The following is a 17,603-nucleotide window of genomic DNA, read 5'->3' as shown; positions in this document are numbered from 1 at the left end:
TAATTAAGGGCAGAGTTCATGAGTAATAACAAAAGCAACTTACCAGCATTAATTATTGTTGACTGGGGAAGCTCCAACTTTAGAGCTTTCTTAGTCGATAACAAAGGCATGATTTTAGATACTGTCAATGGTGAGCAGGGCGTATTTTCGATTAAAAATGGTTGTTTAGAAACCGTATTACTTAGCTATATATCAGATTGGTTATTAGAATATAAAATGCCGATTATTATGGCTGGAATGGTAGGCGGCGCAATTGGTTGGCAAGATACAGGCTATGTAAATACGCCAGCCAACCTTGACAGTATGAGCGTAAGCCTTTGCAAAGCAAATAATAAAGCAGATCTACGAATTAGCATTGTGCCGGGTATTAAATACGTTATGGAAAATAACGTATGTGATGTAATGCGTGGTGAAGAAGTACAAGTATTTGGCGCCGTTTTAGATGTAGAGCAAACAGCGGGTGAGCTAAGTAATCAAACCTTGGGTGAGACTATGTTTTGCTTACCAGGCACACACTCTAAATGGGTAGAAGTTGCTAAAGATACTCAAAATAAAACAGTAATCACCAGCCTTACCACCTTCATGACCGGTGAAATGTTTGATTTATTGACTAAACAAAGCATTTTAGGTGAAGGGTTAGAGTCACTAGTTAGCACTCAAACAGACATGCCCAGCTTTTTAAAAGGCGTTGGGGTTAGTCAGGTTCAAAGCAGTTTATTAAGTGCATTATTTAGTGCGCGTACTTTGAAGTTAGATAAACAATTAGCGCTACAAAACGTCCCAAGTTACATATCTGGTTTACTTATTGGCGCTGAGCTCGCGGGTATTAGAAGTAAGTTAAATGACATTAAGCATGTTTATTTGATTGGTAACTCGAGCTTGAACACTCTCTATTGTGAAGCGTTAAAAGAACTTGGCTTTACTTCTTCTATTTTAAGCAGTGCAACAGCATCAACTAAAGGCATGTTTACGCTTGCTATAAATGCGGGTTTAGTCACTGAAAAGGAATCTCAATTATGTCATTAATTTCGTTAACTCACGCTATGAAACAATTACCACTGGTTGCTATTTTACGAGGTATTACTCCAATCGAAGTGCTTGATTATGCAGAGGTACTTATTGATATTGGCTACCGCGTAATTGAAGTGCCACTTAATTCTCCTGATGCATTTAAAAGTATTAAGCTATTAAGTGATAAGTACGCAGATATAGCCATTATTGGCGCAGGTACGGTTGTTACCAAAGACGAAGTTAATCAAGTAATTAAAGCGGGTGGCCGTATTATTATATCGCCGCATAGCGATGTAGAGCTAATCCGTTTTAGTAAATTAAAAGGACTGTATTGCGTACCAGGATTTTATACACCGACTGAAGGCTTTGCCGCACTTCATGCTGGTGCAGACGCACTTAAATTTTTTCCTGCAGATACCGCAGGTCCAAAAGGTTTAAAAGCGATTACCACAGTACTTTCCAATATTGATATTTATCCTGTCGGTGGCGTGTCGCCTCAGAATCAAGATGAGTTTGTTGATGCAGGCGCATCAGGGTTTGGTTTAGGGAGTGGTTTATATAAAGTAGGAATGGGTTTAGAAGAGTTTACGGCTAATGCTAAAAAGTACGCTGCATATTACCTTTAGTTAATTTGAATTTATAAAAAACGTTGTTGTGTTTGCATCGCTAGCTCATCATTCCTCTCACTTTAAATGATGAGCTAGCGGTGCTATTTAGAATAAATTAAATATCCATTAACTTAGCTAAATTGGCTTTAGCATCAGCTAAAAGCTTTTCGGTAAGGGCTTGAGCTTTTTCACTATTACCCGTAGCAATAGCATCAAATACTTCTCTGTGAAATGGAATTGAAGCATGATTACTTTGTGCACTTTGGTTCGTTACTTTAATACTGACAAGTAACGCTGAAAAAATAACGCATTCCATCGAAATGAATAATTCATTATGAGAAGCCCGTAAAATAGCGCCATGAAAATGTGCATCAGCAATAACAAATTTATCTAAATCGCTTACCGAACTTTGCATTTCATTTAATGCATTTTCAATTGCTTTAATATCCTCAGGCTTTGCGCGTTGGGCTGCTACACTGGCTGCTTTTGGTTCAAATGCTAATCGAAATTCCATTAATTGAGTTAAAAACTCGGGGTTAAGTGGGGCGCTTAAATGCCATGCAAGAACATCATCGTCAAGTAAAGCCCAGTTATCACGCGTTTTTACACGAGTGCCAATGCCTCGGCGGACATCTAAAAGTCCTTTACCGACAAGAATTTTTACTGCATCACGAACAACAACTCGACTTACTTGAAAGCGTTCAGCTAAACGGTTTTCATCATCAATTAGCGAGCCAGGAGTATATGTGCCAGCAACAATTCTACGGCCTAATTCTTTAGCTACCTGCACCGGTAAGCTGGGTGACATGGCGCTGCTGCGTCTTAGATCGTAGTACGTTAATTCGCTCATAGTATCTTAGTGTCCGTATTATTTATTTATACATACTATTTATACGAATTTGCGACAATAAACAATGGCTATTTGCTATTTACTGTAGCAGAAAGACGAAAGCTGGCATCTTTGAGGAGTTTTTCGGTGAGTAATTCGGCTTTATCGGCATCTTTTGCAGCAATTGCTTCGTAGACTTCACGATGAAATGGAATGGATGCACCGTTATCGCGGGGGTCTTTATTTGTTACTTTAATACTAACTAAAAGTGCAGAATAAATAACGCCTTCCATTGAGGCTAAAAAGCTATTTTGAGCTGCTTTTATAATGGCTTTATGAAATAAAGAGTCAGCAATAATAAAATCTTCTGCGCTATTATCTGTTTCAGCCATGCGATCGCATGCAGCTGCAATTTCAATTAAATCTTCGGGACGTGCGCGTTCTGCAGCCCAGCGAGCAGCTTTTGGTTCAAAAGCCAAACGAACATCCATTAATTGCTCTAAAAACTTACGATTAGGTGGTGCTGACAAATGCCATGCTAATACGTCATCGTCCAGCATGTTCCATCTATCTCGAGGTAGTACACGCGTGCCAATACCTCTGCGTACATCAAGTAGACCTTTGCTTACTAAGATTTTTACCGCATCGCGTACTACCACACGGCTTACTTGGTAGCGTTTAGCGAGTGCATCTTCATCATCAATTAAACTGCCGGCTTCAAATGATCCAGACACAATGCGTCTGCCAATTTCTTTAGCCACTTGAACAGAAAGGCTCGCTGCCATTCCTGATGTTTGTTTTAGGTCGTAATATATAAGTTCGCTCATACCTTCAATATAAACATATTATGTTTGGCTGGTCAATGTAATGTGTACAAAATAGGGGGGGTAACTAATTTTAAACGTTGCATAGTGGGAATATAATAAAGATCGCTGATGAACGATCTTTATAACAATTTGGGTTACTGCAATAAAGCGTTAAAACTTAGCGCGTAAACCTATACGGTAGCGCGGACCAGTATATTGGGTATTAATTACACGCTCTTTTACATCGGCATATTGGTAGGTACGTTCATCAGTTATATTTATTGCTTCGCCCATAAGCGTAAAGTTATCGTTAACCACATAAGACATACTAAAGTCGAGCTGACCATAGGCTGCAGTATGCTCTGGTAATCCACCACTGCGTATACCTGCTCGGCTACTTAAAAAGTCATCTCGCCAGTTGTAGGCTAAACGCGCTTGAAATGCATTTTTATCGTAGTAGGCAACAATGTTATAAGAGTTTTCGGCAAATCCCTCCAATTTATCACCAGGGTCGGTGACACCTGGAAGCTCTATTTTTTGTGTGTTTTTATTTGTTGTATCAGCCCATGTATAGTTTGCTTGCACACCTAAGCCATTTAAAAAGCTCGGTAAATAATCCATGTTATGTTGTACAGCAAGTTCTACCCCACTAATTGAGCCGCCTGATTGGTTTTGCTTCGTATTAATGGTTTCGTTTACATTGCCGTATCCATCAATACTTACTGATGAATCAATATATTGCGACCCATCCCAAATGTCGGGTGTATTATCTAAATAAGTTATTTGTGCAATTGTGCTAGATATATCCTTTTTGAAAAAGTTAACTGCGTAAGCATCGCCGCTATCACTATAATATTCAAAAGATAAATCGTATTGATTAGCCTTATAGGGTGCTAAATAAGGATTGCCACCTGTTTGAGAAAAGCTACCTGCTTGCATATCTGTATACGTTGTTTGTACACCAATGTCGTCAATGGCAGGGCGCGACATTACTTTAGCAGCTGCGGCTCTTACCAATAAATTATCACTTAAATTAATACTAAAATTAACACTAGGTAACCAGTTAGTGTAACTATTTTTTGCTTTAAGGCTTCCTGGGTCTGTGTAATCAACTACTAGTAAAGGTTGGCCATTATCAAGTTCACCGGTATAACCTAAACGTCGTTTACCGTAACCACTTGAACTTGTATCAGTTTTTACGTAACGAACTCCTACATTACCGCGCCAATCGTAATCACTAATTAAGCCGCTTAGGTTCAACTGCGAATAAGCACTTATTTTCTCTTCTTTCACACTTGATGATGCAATTTCGTTATATTGCTCGTTTGGCCAATTTGGGTTTTTGGTCATATCACGAATAGCGCTATGGTATTTATTTATATCAGCAAACAAAAAGTCACGCGGAAAATTACCCGGCTCACTGCTTAAAAAATCTGAATAGGGACTTGCTGAAAATATGTCATCAGGCATGTCTCTAAGTTCGCCACAAATATCGGCATCGGGTGCTACTAAGCCACAGTTATCTTCATGGAATGTTTCAAAGCGATCTCTTATTTTTTCACGATCTGAATACGCAATACCAAAATCGATTGAATCTAAGGTTAGGCTTTTAGTGAACTCTAAGTCGAGTAGGTATTTCCCTTTTGTTTGTAGCTCCGTAATCGTGTCTTGCAATTCGTAATGTGAAACTTGATTCCAATGTGCTCTTACGCTTGTCGGCGAAGCATAATCAATGGTTGTGTCTAAATTAACGGTATCAGTGTTTCTAAAATCAAAATCTAAACTGTCGTTTCGCTCAGGTGAGATATAATTAGGAACTAATAAGTCATTTCGCGGCGTTGATTTAGATGTTGAATGGCTTATATCAAACTCAAGCGTTAATACATCAAACTCTTTTACAGAATTAAATCCAAACGCCTGTGTTTTTGATTTTGATTCAAGCTCTTGAAATAAACCATCAATTCTAAAATCTACATTGTCACCGGTTCCGCCCAGTGTTCTTCCCGAAAACTTAGTGCCTGATAAAATTGTACCCTTGTCTGACACGACCACATTTCGCCAATTAGGATATTGTAAACCGGCTTGTAAACCTTGAGTTTGAGTTTCTACCGAGAGGTCGGTATACATGTAATCAAATGTATTAGTGAAACTTGAATCTGGTGCCCACTGAAAACTGGTATTAATACCAATACGTTCGCGATGCTCTTGTCCTAATGCGTACTCAATTCGACCTGCATGGCGAAGCATGCTCGGCGTCACCACATTTCCATCTAAATTATGAATGTCGCCTTCAATAACACCTGGCTCATTATTAAGTAATAACCAGCGAGTTGTACCCATTGAATCGTATCGGTTATCACTTTTTTGTTGCGAAAGAGCAATATTAAAACCGAATGTTTCATCAGCAAACGTATTGCTAAATAATGCAGAGTATTCAGGGCTTGTTTCGCCAGAAAGCTCACTGTATTTAGCGTTTATAGAGCCCAGCACATGCAATCCTGGATTATCTAAAGGGCGTGCTGTTTTAACGTTAACATAAGCACCAATACTGCCTTCAGGCGTTTTAGCGGTGGGAGACTTAACTACATCAGCCCCCGAAATTAGCTCTGCTGCTAATACTTGAAAATCAAATGAGCGACCAATTTCAGAGGTTGCTAATGTACGTCCGTTTAAAGTAACAACGTTAAATTCTGGGCCGAAACCACGAACTGTTATTTTTGAGCCCTCACCATTTACACGGTTAATTGAAACACCTGGAATACGCTGCAAGGATTCGGCAACGTTTTGATCTGGAAACTTACCAATATCTTCAGCAACAATACTATCTTGAACACTATCGCTGTAACGTTTTAATGAGGACGCGGCCTCTAAACTTGAGCGAACGCCCGTAACTACAATTATTTCAGTGTCACCTTTACCTTCGCTTTGTGTAGCCGCTTGTGCAAAAGAGCAACTTGAAAGGGTAGCTAAAATAGCAAGCACAATCTTTTTCTTATGATACATAGTGATCTCCATATTGGTGTGTAGTTGTGTCAGATTAAAGGTATTTACTAATGACCCCGTATATTTGATAAATAAACTTAAAGCAATGTTACGTCATACGAATCTAAACATCACATGTATTGGCGTCAAGTTAAATTTGTAAAACACATTTTGTATTCGCGATTTTAGTTCCCACATGCTACTTAAACACAAAATTAAACTGGCTTATTTGTGTTATTTATATAAACATAATATGTTAGTTAATTGAATACATAAAAGGTAGGGTAAAGTTTGATAGAAAACCTATTAACGTGGGATATATTTATGCGTTGTATTATTCCGTTATTGGTAGCTAATATATTTTTTATGGCACTGGTTTACTTCTCTCTCGTACGTAAACGTTTTGGTACTGCCTATAACTATTATGTAATATTTTTTATTACATTTATTTTTTATTTGTGCGGGCCTTTACTTAACGCACTTCCTATTGAGCATACTAAACCTTACCTGCAGCTCGGGCGTACTATTTTATTTTTTTGGTTCGGACTTCCTTCTTTATTGGTTGCCCTTTTTAGACAATCAGACATATTGCTGCCCCATGCAGTACAATATTTCAGCTACGCTTTTGGCTTTGTATTTTCACTTAGTTATTTGGTATTAACTGATTTGACTCACCCTAAAATAAACGTGCTTTTAGATTTTGGGGTCGTTATTGGACCTTTTACTTGGCTGGTAATAAACCATGTTTATTACTTACAGGTAGTGGCTATTATGATGTTATTAATTTTGCCATGTGGATATTTGCTTTTGCATGGGAAAAATCTGAAAAACCATGGCTATATATACAGTGCATTATGTTTAGGTGTTGTCGCTGTGCTAGGGAGTGTTTACCAGCATTGGGTATTCTATTATGCGGGTACAAGTGTTTGTGGTCTAATTTGGGCTGCAGCAATATTTAAAGATATATACATTACAAATAACGCGCTTAGGTTAAATACTGCGCCAGCGTCACTCTTTAAACCTGAAAAAAATCATACATTGGATAAAAATAAGTTTATAAATAGCTCTCTTTTGCTCAAGAATAAGCTTAAAAAAGCTAATTTAATAGTATGTTTCGGCGTCGTAAAATCACAGCTAAATAAACGTTACTTAGCCTCGGTCTTTAAATACGTTAATAAATATTTTTCCCAAGTTACTTACATTTTTCTATCCGACAAACATTTAGTAAAGCATAACACTAATACCAAAGGGGTTAGTGTTAATGAAGATGTTGTAAGAGCTGCGCAGCGATATATCGACAAAAATTACTCTAAAAACATTAACATTGACATAATTGCCTGTGCCATTGGAGTAAGTCGTTCTTACTTAATAAAGCAATTTAGGCAGGCAACAAGTAATACAATTAACAATCAAATAATTGATATACGAATAGAAAAAGCAAAGGTTATGTTGCTTGAAAAGTCCGTAACAGAAACGGCCTTTGAGGTTGGTTTTAATAATTCAAATTATTTTGCTACGGTTTTCAAAAAAAGAACAAACTTTACCCCGAGGCAATTTAAAGATATTTTTACTGGGAAAACTACAACTAAATAATGGGTAAAAGCCGTTTTTAGAGAACTTAGTACCCATATTTTGAGGTTTATACCATTATTTTCATATTAAATTAGCTAATCGGCCATGTTGCATTCGTGCAATTTATCGGCTGATGTTAGGCATTAAATTATGCAGTTAAATAACCTTGTTTCCCTGTGTAAATTAATGCCTGACCACGCAATTCTGTACACAGTTTTTATGTGTTTACAGATTCGGTTTATACTGACAACTAATGGATAAATAATGAACCTTACAAATACAGTAATTTTACCGGTATCAGCGTTAGGTATGCTACTAATAAGTTCAGCATCCCAAGCAGACATGCAACCACCTATAGCAAAACCTGGCGAAACATGGATTTTACAAGTTAAGCGCTCGGATGAGTTCGATGTAAAAGACGCGACTAAGTGGAATTTTCAAACTGAAAACTACGGTGTTTGGTCTTGGAAGAATGAAAATGCAACCGTCTCCGATGGAAAATTAAAGCTTACAACTAAGCGTGAAACGCATCAGCGTAACTTTTGGGATGGATGTAATCAAAAACAACTGACTAATTATCCACTTTATTATACATCAGGGGTAGCTAAGTCTAGAGCTACAGGCAACTACGGATATTATGAAGCGCGCATTAAAGGCGCAAGTACGTTTCCTGGTGTTTCACCTGCATTTTGGATGTACAGCACAATTGACCGCTCTTTAACTGAAGAAGGCGATGTGCAGTACAGCGAAATAGATGTAGTGGAGCTAACTCAAAAACGCTCGGTAAGAGAGTCAGACCATGATCTGCATAATATTGTAGTAAAAAATGGCAAGCCTACTTGGATGCGCCCTGGTACATTTCCTGATACAAACCATAGCGGCTACCACCTACCTTTTGATCCGCGTAATGATTTTCATACCTATGGAGTTAATGTAACTAAAGATGACATTACGTGGTATGTAGATGGCGTTGTTGTAGGTCAGAAAAAAAATCTTTATTGGCATCGCCAAATGAATCTAACTCTATCGCAAGGTCTTCGCGCCCCGCATACCGAGTGGAAGTGTAATCAATTTTATCCATCAGCTAATAACTCAGAGCAAGGTTTTCCAACGTCTATGGAAGTTGATTATGTTAGATCATGGGTAAAAGTTGGGAATAATACAAATCCAGATGGAGGGGATTCTCAGGGCGGGAATTCATGCCCTGATACGTGGGTTGGTGTTAACAGTGTGAGTATAAGTTCACCAACACAAGCGTTGAGAAAAGGCCAGTCAGCAACGATTGAATCGACGGTGTTACCTGCCTGCGCAACGAACAAAAATGTTATTTATTCTACTAGCAATAAAAATGTAGCTACCGTGAATAATGCCGGAGTTGTTAAAGCCAAAAATAAAGGCAGCGCGACAATTACGGTTAAAACTAAAAATAAAGGCAAAATAGATACTTTAGTCGTGAGTGTAATATAAATTAAAACTAATTAGCCTCAAAAGGATTTGAGGCATGCTATTTTCAAGTCGCAGAGCAATGATTTTAGGGACTTAATAATATGACGAATACAAATTTACGCCGCTTGGGTCTTACTTTTATGTGCTTAATAATAGCTTGTGTATGTATACATTTGGCAAATAGCCCTAATGATAAGCCAATAGAAGATGGTAGTATTAAATTTTATAAAGTAGACGTTCCCCCACGTTTTACAAAAAAAATACTTAATAGCAACAGTGCCTCTAAGTCTATAGTTAAAAAGCCGCAATATATAATTATGTTGAATAAAGCGTTATTAATAGGCGCTCAACAACAACGTATAGAAAAAATAAGCGACATTTTAAAAATGTGGATAAAAAAAGCGCCTTATTCTTGTTTGAGTTGGCTTAATCAGCAACGTGCTACTAAGGAACGTACGTTATATATCAGTAAAGTAATGCGTATATTAATCTCAGAAAATTTATCAATAGCAAGTGACATCATCTTAAGTACACAAGAGTTTTATTCAAATTTGAATATTGTTAACGAATACTTAAATGCACAGGCGAAAGTAAATCCTTATTATGCAATTGATTGGCTAAATGCATTAGATAATTCCAATATCAAAAAAGAGGCTGAACTCAGCTTGTTAAAAGTGTGGGCAAAACACGATCCTATTCAGTTACTAGAATACCTTGAAATAAATACACAAATAAAAGCGAATGATCGTAAACTAATTCAACATGAACTAGCGCTACAATTAACGAGTCAAAACCCACAAAAGCTACAAGATGAATTTTATACTTACCCATCATTATTACAGCCAGATTTAGCGTACTCTATTATTAGTCAATGGCCAGAAGGTGAACTTAATAAGGCACTAGAATGGATACATATGTTAGAGGGTGAGGAAGCAAAATTTTACGCGATACAGAGCTATATTGACTATACAGGCTCATCCATAGTTGGCCTTACTCCGCTAATAGAGCAAATTCACAACCCAACATTGCGTGCCCGTTTGTTTGATAAATTGTAATAAACCTATAATAAGCAAAGCTAAACAATACACTTAATGTATGTAAATGTAGTATGTTTTGGTGTGTATGTTGCTGCATGATTATCAGGAAATACTTAATCTAAAAGCCGTACTTTGAATAGAAAATGCTTAGGTCGTGTTGAACTTGGGAGGTTGAATTTACAGCAATTTGTTTGGTTTTTAGGCGGCGCAGAGCCTGTGTAGTGTGGTTATTCCCAATAAATAGTTGATAACGCAGCATAAATACCAAACATTCGCGCCCTTGGGTTCTTTCTAGGGATGATTAACTCTTTGTTGCTTATATTGATGCAGATAAGGGGCGTGAGCAGGACACGGAAGCTTTACTCGGTCTTACATGAATGTAAGCCAGTAGAGTAACGCAGGAGCAGTTATCGAGCTCACTAGGTTACAAACTTCACGCCGTGATTAAGCCTTGTTATAAATTGATTTAATAGGAATAAAATGACTAACTCATCAAAGTTTACCAGTATTGCAAAGTATTTATTGAATAAAAGAGGGCACAATAATGAAGTTTCAGATTTCCCTGAAAACCTGACTATTAGCTCAATGAATGACGTAATTAATGTACAAAAATTAATGATTAAGCTAAATAATAACACGGTTTATGGCTGGAAATGTATGTTGCCATTAGACAATGGTGCATACATTTTAGCTCCTCTTCTTCACATGCCAATTAAATCGATCGAACATTGCGAGCTTATTACAAAGAACGATAAAGCATTAATGGAGCCTGAAATTGCCTTTGTGTTGAATAAAAATTTAGATATCTTTAAAGAATATAAAAATGAAGAGGTAGATAATGCAATTGGTAGTGCCCACCTTGCTTTAGAGCTTATTCAAAATAGATTCACAGACGATTATTCGGCTACACATTTCGAAAAATTAGCGGATGGTTTGTCTAATCAAGGTGTTTATTTAGGCCCTAAAGTAGACATTAAAAAAGTATATGAGAGCAGCAACATACATATTACTGTTAAGCAAGGCGATAGGGAGTCAAATCATATTGGTAAACACCCAGCTCACTTGCCACAGGAGCCACTTTATTGGGCTATAAATTTCTTAGCGGCTAATGGCTTTGAATTAAAAACAGATCAAATTTTCATTACCGGTTCTTATAACGGTGTGATGGAGTTAGATATAAATGAGGTAACGTCAATTAAATATGAAGGTTTAGGCGAGTTTAAAGTCGAATTTGTTTCTAATAATTAGAGCAAATCCTAAAGCAGAACCTATGGGTAGTGCTTTTTTTGGTTTTTTATTACTTTGAATTGGTACGACTGAGTGGATTGGAACCATCGACCTTTGGAGCGGGTGATCAAGAGTGGGTAGTGTTTTTTTGGTTTTTTATTACTTTGAAGTGGTACGACTGAGTGGATTCGAACCACCGACCTTTGGAGCGGGTGATCAAGAGTGGGTAGTGCTTTTTCTTTTAAGTGTGTTTATTACTATTAATTGGTACGACTGAGTGGATTCGAACCACCGACCCCTACCATGTCAAGGTAGTGCTCTAACCAACTGAGCTACAGTCGTACAATTTTTGAGGTTTAACTTAAATAGATTTACTCTTTAAGTTAAGAATAAATGTTGGTACGACTGAGTGGATTCGAGTTACTGACCCTTGGACCGGGTGGTCAAGAGTAGGTAGTGCTCTTTCCTTCAGATGTACTTTTATTTATTTTACTTAAACGTTGGTACGACTGAATGGATTCGAACTACTGACCTTTGGACCGGGTGATCAAGAGTAGGTAGTGCTTTTTCCTTCAGATGTACTTTTATTTATTTTACTTAAATGTTGGTACGACTGAGTGGATTCGAGTTACTGACCCTTGGACCGGGTGGTCAAGAGTAGGTAGTGCTCTTTCCTTCAATTATACGTTTCATCAATGTTGGTACGACTGAGTGGATTCGAACCACCGACCCCTACCATGTCAAGGTAGTGCTCTAACCAACTGAGCTACAGTCGTATTACTGTTTAAGTAAGTTGTTAATTACTTAACAACGGCGGCTAATATATAGCGTGGCGGGTGGTGAATCAAGCAAGTTTGTTATTTTTGAGTTTATTTGCCGTTTTTTTATTCATATTGGGCTTATTTCACACGTTTTATAAAATTTTTGCCACCAAACTACATGATCTACTGCTGAGCCTTTTAATTGATTTAGTAAATTGTTGGGTGAGTTTTCGTCTATTAAATAATTAATTTGCTTAACCGTTATATTTTCTTCAAACCAAAGTCGGTTGTAAAGTGGTTGTAATACTTCAAGGTATCCGGTCAGTTGTGCTTGGTATGGCTGAATTTGTTTTAAATAATATTTTTGAAATACATTACTTATTATTTTAGCTTCTTTTTTATTTTTACCCGTAGGGCAAAGATCGCCGAAGCTTATTGTTTTTACAAACTGAGTTGCGCTGTTGTTGAGTGCTATTTGTTGCCTAGCGGATTGAATAAGCGCTTGGTTAAATCTGTATTTGTTGAGTTGCTCTAATGCATTAAACAGGCTGTCAGTATTAACTTGACTAAATTGCTGAGATTTTATCTGTTTTTTTATAGTAACAAGTTGCGTAAGCGCCTCTACAGTATCGCTATACCCTGCAGGTTGCATTGAAAGCTCGTTTGATGTGAGTAACCAAGTACGGTTGAGCTCAGGCTCTTTAAATAGCATGGTATTAAAGTAGTGCATTAAGTGTGCTTGCTTTTGATTTTTTGCGTCACTTATTTTGCTATAAATAGCGGTATTGTCATCAAGTGTATTTAAGCAATTATCAGCGTTTTGAATGAAATTTATTTGGTACTTTAGTTGGCTCGCCGCAGTTGCTGTTTTGCCAAGTTGATTATTGTGCTCGCTTATAAGTACATTAAGCCTACAGCGGGTAAGTCCAGCAAGTTCAACTATGCTTAGGGTAATTTTGCTTTCGCTGAGCACTGACGGTTTTGTTAGTTTTAATTGCTCAAGCACTACCGGTGTAATGGGTGAGGTGTTAAGTGTGTCACTTAAACGCGTTATGTAGGTATTATTTATTGAGCTAGGTGCTTTACTGCAACTAGTTAGCGTAAAAACGCTCACTAGCAGCAATATAACGACTGGTAGTGAGCGCTTTATTATTAATTTACTCGGTAATGAATGGTTCACGTTTAAAGCGCTTATTTACTGTGAGCATCAACAATACGGCGGCAACGGTTAGCCCGACTATTATTCCGACCCAAAAACCGTGTGGCCCCATTGCTGGCACTATTATGTCTGTTCTTGCCAATACGTAACCTAAGCTAAAGCCGATTAACCAATACGATATAAAGGTGATATAGGAAATAGGTGCTGTGTATTTTAAACCCCGTAATACACCGTTTGCGGCTACTTGCAGAGCATCAGGTAGTTGATAAACACAGGCTAAAATCATAATTGAGGTAGCAAGGGCAATTACTTCGGGACTATCTGTGTACAACTGGCTAATTAAATCACGACCTGTAAATGTAATAAGTGCTAAAAACAATGCGATAACAATCGCTAAAATATAACTGGTCGACACGGCGACCCTTAATTGCTTTAAATGATTTTGACCATATAGATTACCAATACGGATACTAATAGCGATAGAAAGGCTTAGCGGCATCATAAACAATAATGTAGTTACACTGGCTGCTATTTGATGGCCTGATACAGCCACAGCGCCTAAATGCGCTATAAATAGAGGAATACAGGCAAATAAGGTTACTTCAAAAAAGGTGGCTAATGAAATTGGAATACCTAATTTTGTAATCGTTGCAATGGTGGCTAGGTTAGGTTTTTCAAATGGAGTAAGTAGGCCTTTGGCGTCTACTTTTTTACTTAGTTGGCAGTAAGTCACTTGTGCAATTGCCATAACAGTTAAAACAATTGCTGTTGCAATACCACAACCCGCGCCGCCGTAGGCAGGTAAACCAAATAAACCATTTATAAAAATATAATTTACCGGAATATTCACAGCTAAACCCAGCAAGCTTATGTAAAAAGCGGGTTTAGTCATGCCCATGCCTTCGGTCATGTTTCTATAAGTGGTAAAAATTAAAAAGCCGAATACACCCCATTTAACAAAATGAATGTAGTCAAAAGCGAGGCTTGCAATTGCTGGGCTGGTATCGAGCCTTAATATAATTATGTCGGCTAGATAAGTGATACCGAACCCTATAGCACTCAATAGTACGGTTAAATAAAGGGCTTGTTGAAAATAATGGCTAATACCTTTTTTGTCATTCGCACCTGCACACTGAGCAATGATACCGGTGAGCGCTAATAAAATGCCTTGTAATGCAAGTAACAAAGGATTCCAAATACCTGTGGCAATAGACAGTGCCGCTAAATCTGTAGGACTTACTTGACCGGCCATAATAGTGTCGACCACCGACATTAAAACAAGGGTAACTTGAGCTAAAAAAACAGGAAGAGCAAGAGAGAGTAAGCGTTTAGCTTCCCAATTACAAAAGGTCATAAAAACAGCTATTTAATAAAACAGAACGCAATTGTAGTCTATTGTGTTTCAAATAAAAATCTCAGTTGTGAATGATTTTATTAGTTGATACGTTAAACTATCACTTTGTAATAATTTTAAGTGATTTTATGTTTACAGGAATAGTGCAAACGCAAGCAACAGTGGTTTCTAAAACTAAAACAGCCGGCGTTCTACGTTTAGTTATATCGGTAAGTGATGAATATGTAAAACACCTAGATTTAGGCGCAAGTATAGCTATTAACGGGTGTTGCTTAACTGTTGTGCAAGTTGAACTAAGTAACCATGATGTGGTGGCGCAAGTACATTTTGATGTGATTGACGAAACCCTAAAGCTAACTAATTTAGGGTTGCTTGAGCTAGGCAGCTTAGTTAATTACGAGCGCTCAGTTACGTTTGGTACTGAATTGGGTGGGCATATAGTGTCTGGGCATATTCATTGTACGTCACAAATCTCTCAAATTGTGAAGCTTGAGAATAACTGTAAAATTCAATTAAGCTTACCAAAAGAGTGGAAAAAGTATGTGTTATATAAAGGCTTTGTTGCTATAAATGGCGCAAGCTTAACCGTGGGTGAAATTGACGAGCAAGGATTTTGGTTACACCTTATTCCCGAAACGCTCGCTATTACAAACATTGGTGCAGCACAAGTAGGTGATAAGCTAAATATTGAAGTAGATCAGCAAACTTATACTATTGTAAACACGGTAGAAAATTACTTACGCCATCAGGTTTAAATTAAAATATTTGTTCGTCGTCGCTGTCTACGTGTAGCTCTAATTTATTGTTAGCATAGTCTATATGCATGTTTAAATGAATTGGGTTACAGCAGGCTGCACAGTCTTCTATATAATCTTGATCGCCCATACTTGCATCTAAGTCTAAATGAATGTGGTGTCCGCAATGTGGGCAGGCGATTCGTTGTGACAAAAAGTCTTTCATAATCACTCCAGTTATAAATAATTAAGTGGTTGCAAATAACTCTAGCAAAAACTTAATGGATCAAAGCTGAACTCCTTACTTTACTAAATATAGTCGGTCTGGAGGATTGTGACACTTATTTTACATTGGTTGCTGTGAGCATTTCTATATGTTGTTTTGCTTCAGTGAGATAGTGTCCAGCAAAAATGTTAGCGTGATTTAAAATTGGGTATAATTGATAAATCAATTTTCGTTTTTGATAGTTTTGCGAAAGCGGATATTGCTGATTGTAGGCAGTATAAAAATTTTCAGGGAGCGGGGCAAACAACTCGCTCATCGCAATATCAACTTCCCGATCACCATAATAACAAGCTGGATTAAATACGGTTGGAAGCATATTGATAAACCCCATGTTTCCGCGCCAAAAATCACCGTGCAGTAATGATGGCTTTACTTGATGGCTATGGAGTTGTTCTTTTATCGTATTTATTAAGCGTTCGGGTTCAACAAAGTTAATGCCTTTTTCAGCGAGTAACTGTAATTGCCAGCCGATACGTTCTTCGGCATAAAATACGCCCCATTTTTTATGCCAGCGGTTAGGTTGTATGGTTGTAGCTAAATAATTGTCTACATCAAAACCAAACATAGCCTGTTCATGTATGGTGTGCATTTTAGCCAAGTTTTTACCCATAGAAGACCACGTATCATGAGGTTGTTTATCAAGTACTAGCCATTCTAAAACGATAAACGAAAATTCTATGTTTGCACCTGTTACAATGCAATCGGGCACCATAAATACACTATTTTGTGCTAAAAGTTCTAAACCGATAGCTTCACTTTCAAAACGTTCGAGTTCATTTTTTAATGCTACTTTTACTAAGTAGTTTTGTGTACCGTTACTTAAATGAAATAGTTTATCGGAGCTGGAACTTTGTAGTTGGCGTTTGTGGGTGTGTTTAAAATCATAATGAATAGCTTGGCTGATGTGCTCGTTTACTGTTTTCCACATAACAATTGCTCACCTTTTAAACAGATAGTTAAACTATGGCAAAAAGGAATTAATTTAACAATCTAAACGTTGTAAAATTAACGGCTATATTGCATAAAACTACATTTACTGTAATGGAGTAAGAATGAACAAAAGTTTAATAACCAATTCGCTAGCAGGTTTATGTGTTGTTGTAGGTTTTGTGTTTAATCAAGAAATTGTGCTATCTGTTGGTTTATTTGCACTTTCTGGTGCGGTAACTAATTTATTGGCTATTCATATGTTATTCGAAAAGGTTCCGTTTTTATATGGCTCAGGCGTTATAGCACTTAAATTTGAAAGTTTTAAAGTGGCCATAAGAAACTTAATATTAACGGAGTTTTTTTCAGAGCAAAAAATTAATAATTTATTAAATAAAGCACAGCCAAATATCGACTTTGAGCCAATAATTAGCAATGTTGATTTAAACCCTGCTTTTGACAATTTGTTAGAAGTAATAGAGCAATCTCAGTTTGGCAGTATGCTAGGAATGTTTGGCGGTACAGCGGCAATAGAGCCAATGCGTGAAAAGTTTATTGAAAAAATGCAACTGTCGCTTGGTGAGATCTCTCAAACTGACGATTTTAAAGCATTAGTAACCCAAACACTTTCACAAGGTAACAGCGCAGAGAGTTTATATAAAACAGTGCTTAAACTAGTTGATGAGCGCTTAGATGAGCTTACCCCTAAGATGGTGAAAGAGATTATTCAAACTATGATCCGCGAGCACCTAGGCTGGCTTGTTGTGTGGGGCGGTGTATTTGGTGGTTTATTTGGCTTAATAGCGGTGATTATCTAACTTAAAATGAATTAAGCAAGCGGTTTAACAGCCTGCTTAATTGCTT

The 17,603-nt window shown here is 37.4% G+C and carries 15 protein-coding genes and 2 tRNA genes; 8 read left to right on the top strand and 9 right to left on the bottom strand.

What is annotated here, in order from left to right; all coding sequences use genetic code 11:
* Positions 1-18: 18 nt before the first annotated feature.
* A complete protein-coding gene (locus tag LOS73_RS13165) occupies positions 19-1,026 on the top strand; it encodes a 2-dehydro-3-deoxygalactonokinase (protein WP_457933809.1) in 1,008 nt (335 codons plus the stop codon).
* Positions 1,017-1,637 carry a 2-dehydro-3-deoxy-6-phosphogalactonate aldolase gene (locus LOS73_RS13160; protein ID WP_033030421.1) on the top strand — a complete coding sequence of 207 codons (621 nt, stop codon included), beginning with the start codon at positions 1,017-1,019 and terminating at the stop codon, positions 1,635-1,637. The genes LOS73_RS13165 and LOS73_RS13160 overlap by 10 nt, the downstream gene beginning before the upstream one ends.
* Before the next feature lie 97 nt (positions 1,638-1,734).
* Here the strand turns inward: LOS73_RS13160 and LOS73_RS13155 are convergent, their stop codons facing one another.
* From LOS73_RS13155 to LOS73_RS13145, 3 genes are all read right to left on the bottom strand, one after another.
* The gene (locus LOS73_RS13155; protein WP_033023829.1) at positions 1,735-2,469 is read right to left on the bottom strand and encodes a FadR/GntR family transcriptional regulator; all 735 of its coding nucleotides are present in this window, start codon (positions 2,467-2,469) and stop codon (positions 1,735-1,737) included.
* Between the two features lie 68 nt (positions 2,470-2,537).
* Positions 2,538-3,275 (bottom strand): FadR/GntR family transcriptional regulator, encoded by a 738-nt coding sequence (locus LOS73_RS13150; protein ID WP_007378518.1) that lies wholly within the window; start codon positions 3,273-3,275, stop codon positions 2,538-2,540.
* 150 nt (positions 3,276-3,425) lie between these two features.
* Positions 3,426-6,257: a TonB-dependent receptor gene (locus LOS73_RS13145; RefSeq protein WP_457933808.1), complete on the bottom strand. Its 2,832-nt coding sequence runs from the start codon at positions 6,255-6,257 to the stop codon at positions 3,426-3,428.
* Between the two features lie 645 nt (positions 6,258-6,902).
* On the opposite strand from LOS73_RS13145, the gene LOS73_RS13140 reads away from it, so the two are divergent.
* The 4 genes from LOS73_RS13140 (at position 6,903) to LOS73_RS13125 (ending at position 11,539) form a co-directional block, all read left to right on the top strand.
* Complete coding sequence (locus LOS73_RS13140) at positions 6,903-7,829, top strand: helix-turn-helix transcriptional regulator (RefSeq protein ID WP_457933807.1); 927 nt, start codon at positions 6,903-6,905, stop codon at positions 7,827-7,829.
* 243 nt (positions 7,830-8,072) lie between these two features.
* Positions 8,073-9,275 (top strand): family 16 glycosylhydrolase, encoded by a 1,203-nt coding sequence (locus LOS73_RS13135; protein WP_342866103.1) that lies wholly within the window; start codon positions 8,073-8,075, stop codon positions 9,273-9,275.
* Positions 9,276-9,355: 80 nt separating this feature from the next.
* Complete coding sequence (locus LOS73_RS13130) at positions 9,356-10,309, top strand: hypothetical protein (RefSeq protein ID WP_457933806.1); 954 nt, start codon at positions 9,356-9,358, stop codon at positions 10,307-10,309.
* 462 nt (positions 10,310-10,771) lie between these two features.
* Entirely contained in the window at positions 10,772-11,539 is a 768-nt protein-coding gene (locus LOS73_RS13125; RefSeq protein ID WP_007378513.1) for a hypothetical protein, read from the top strand.
* A 244-nt stretch (positions 11,540-11,783) separates the two neighbouring features.
* Here the strand turns inward: LOS73_RS13125 and LOS73_RS13120 are convergent.
* The 4 genes from LOS73_RS13120 to LOS73_RS13105 all read right to left on the bottom strand — a co-directional run bounded on the left by LOS73_RS13120 (position 11,784) and on the right by LOS73_RS13105 (position 14,792).
* A tRNA-Val gene (locus LOS73_RS13120) sits at positions 11,784-11,860 on the bottom strand.
* Positions 11,861-12,217: 357 nt separating this feature from the next.
* Positions 12,218-12,294, bottom strand: a tRNA-Val gene (locus LOS73_RS13115).
* A 112-nt stretch (positions 12,295-12,406) separates the two neighbouring features.
* On the bottom strand, positions 12,407-13,459 hold the full coding sequence (locus LOS73_RS13110; RefSeq protein WP_457933805.1) for a DUF3080 family protein: 1,053 nt from the start codon (positions 13,457-13,459) through the stop codon (positions 12,407-12,409).
* On the bottom strand, positions 13,437-14,792 hold the full coding sequence (locus LOS73_RS13105) for an MATE family efflux transporter (RefSeq protein ID WP_457933804.1): 1,356 nt from the start codon (positions 14,790-14,792) through the stop codon (positions 13,437-13,439). Before LOS73_RS13105 ends, LOS73_RS13110 begins: the two co-directional genes overlap by 23 nt.
* Before the next feature lie 128 nt (positions 14,793-14,920).
* On the opposite strand from LOS73_RS13105, the gene LOS73_RS13100 reads away from it, so the two are divergent.
* Positions 14,921-15,547, top strand: coding sequence for a riboflavin synthase subunit alpha (locus LOS73_RS13100; protein ID WP_149614497.1), 627 nt, complete (start codon positions 14,921-14,923; stop codon positions 15,545-15,547).
* 1 nt (position 15,548) lies between these two features.
* On the opposite strand, the gene LOS73_RS13095 is transcribed toward LOS73_RS13100, so the two are convergent.
* Both LOS73_RS13095 and LOS73_RS13090 read right to left on the bottom strand, forming a co-directional pair.
* Positions 15,549-15,752, bottom strand: coding sequence for a CPXCG motif-containing cysteine-rich protein (locus LOS73_RS13095; RefSeq protein WP_007375655.1), 204 nt, complete (start codon positions 15,750-15,752; stop codon positions 15,549-15,551).
* Positions 15,753-15,867: 115 nt separating this feature from the next.
* Positions 15,868-16,740 carry a fructosamine kinase family protein gene (locus tag LOS73_RS13090; protein WP_457933803.1) on the bottom strand — a complete coding sequence of 291 codons (873 nt, stop codon included), beginning with the start codon at positions 16,738-16,740 and terminating at the stop codon, positions 15,868-15,870.
* Positions 16,741-16,864: 124 nt separating this feature from the next.
* On the opposite strand from LOS73_RS13090, the gene LOS73_RS13085 reads away from it, so the two are divergent.
* Positions 16,865-17,557 carry a DUF445 domain-containing protein gene (locus tag LOS73_RS13085; RefSeq protein ID WP_457933802.1) on the top strand — a complete coding sequence of 231 codons (693 nt, stop codon included), beginning with the start codon at positions 16,865-16,867 and terminating at the stop codon, positions 17,555-17,557.
* Positions 17,558-17,603: the final 46 nt, after the last annotated feature.

It is taken from the genome of Pseudoalteromonas sp. SCSIO 43210 (assembly GCF_054133285.1).
The sequence above is the reverse complement of the archived record's forward strand: the minus strand, read 5'-3'. Positions and strand labels throughout refer to the sequence as shown.

Excerpts from the sequence above, each read along its gene's own strand:
- LOS73_RS13100 (WP_149614497.1), top strand. The coding sequence starts at position 14,921 with ATGTTTACAGGAATAGTGCAAACGCAAGCAACAGTGGTTTCTAAAACT.
- LOS73_RS13150 (WP_007378518.1), bottom strand. The coding sequence starts at position 3,275 with ATGAGCGAACTTATATATTACGACCTAAAACAAACATCAGGAATGGCA.
- LOS73_RS13130 (WP_457933806.1), top strand. The coding sequence starts at position 9,356 with ATGACGAATACAAATTTACGCCGCTTGGGTCTTACTTTTATGTGCTTA.
- LOS73_RS13165 (WP_457933809.1), top strand. The coding sequence starts at position 19 with ATGAGTAATAACAAAAGCAACTTACCAGCATTAATTATTGTTGACTGG.
- LOS73_RS13145 (WP_457933808.1), bottom strand. The coding sequence starts at position 6,257 with ATGTATCATAAGAAAAAGATTGTGCTTGCTATTTTAGCTACCCTTTCA.
- LOS73_RS13135 (WP_342866103.1), top strand. The coding sequence starts at position 8,073 with ATGAACCTTACAAATACAGTAATTTTACCGGTATCAGCGTTAGGTATG.
- LOS73_RS13160 (WP_033030421.1), top strand. The coding sequence starts at position 1,017 with ATGTCATTAATTTCGTTAACTCACGCTATGAAACAATTACCACTGGTT.
- LOS73_RS13095 (WP_007375655.1), bottom strand. The coding sequence starts at position 15,752 with ATGAAAGACTTTTTGTCACAACGAATCGCCTGCCCACATTGCGGACAC.
- LOS73_RS13090 (WP_457933803.1), bottom strand. The coding sequence starts at position 16,740 with ATGTGGAAAACAGTAAACGAGCACATCAGCCAAGCTATTCATTATGAT.
- LOS73_RS13105 (WP_457933804.1), bottom strand. The coding sequence starts at position 14,792 with ATGACCTTTTGTAATTGGGAAGCTAAACGCTTACTCTCTCTTGCTCTT.
- LOS73_RS13155 (WP_033023829.1), bottom strand. The coding sequence starts at position 2,469 with ATGAGCGAATTAACGTACTACGATCTAAGACGCAGCAGCGCCATGTCA.
- LOS73_RS13085 (WP_457933802.1), top strand. The coding sequence starts at position 16,865 with ATGAACAAAAGTTTAATAACCAATTCGCTAGCAGGTTTATGTGTTGTT.
- LOS73_RS13125 (WP_007378513.1), top strand. The coding sequence starts at position 10,772 with ATGACTAACTCATCAAAGTTTACCAGTATTGCAAAGTATTTATTGAAT.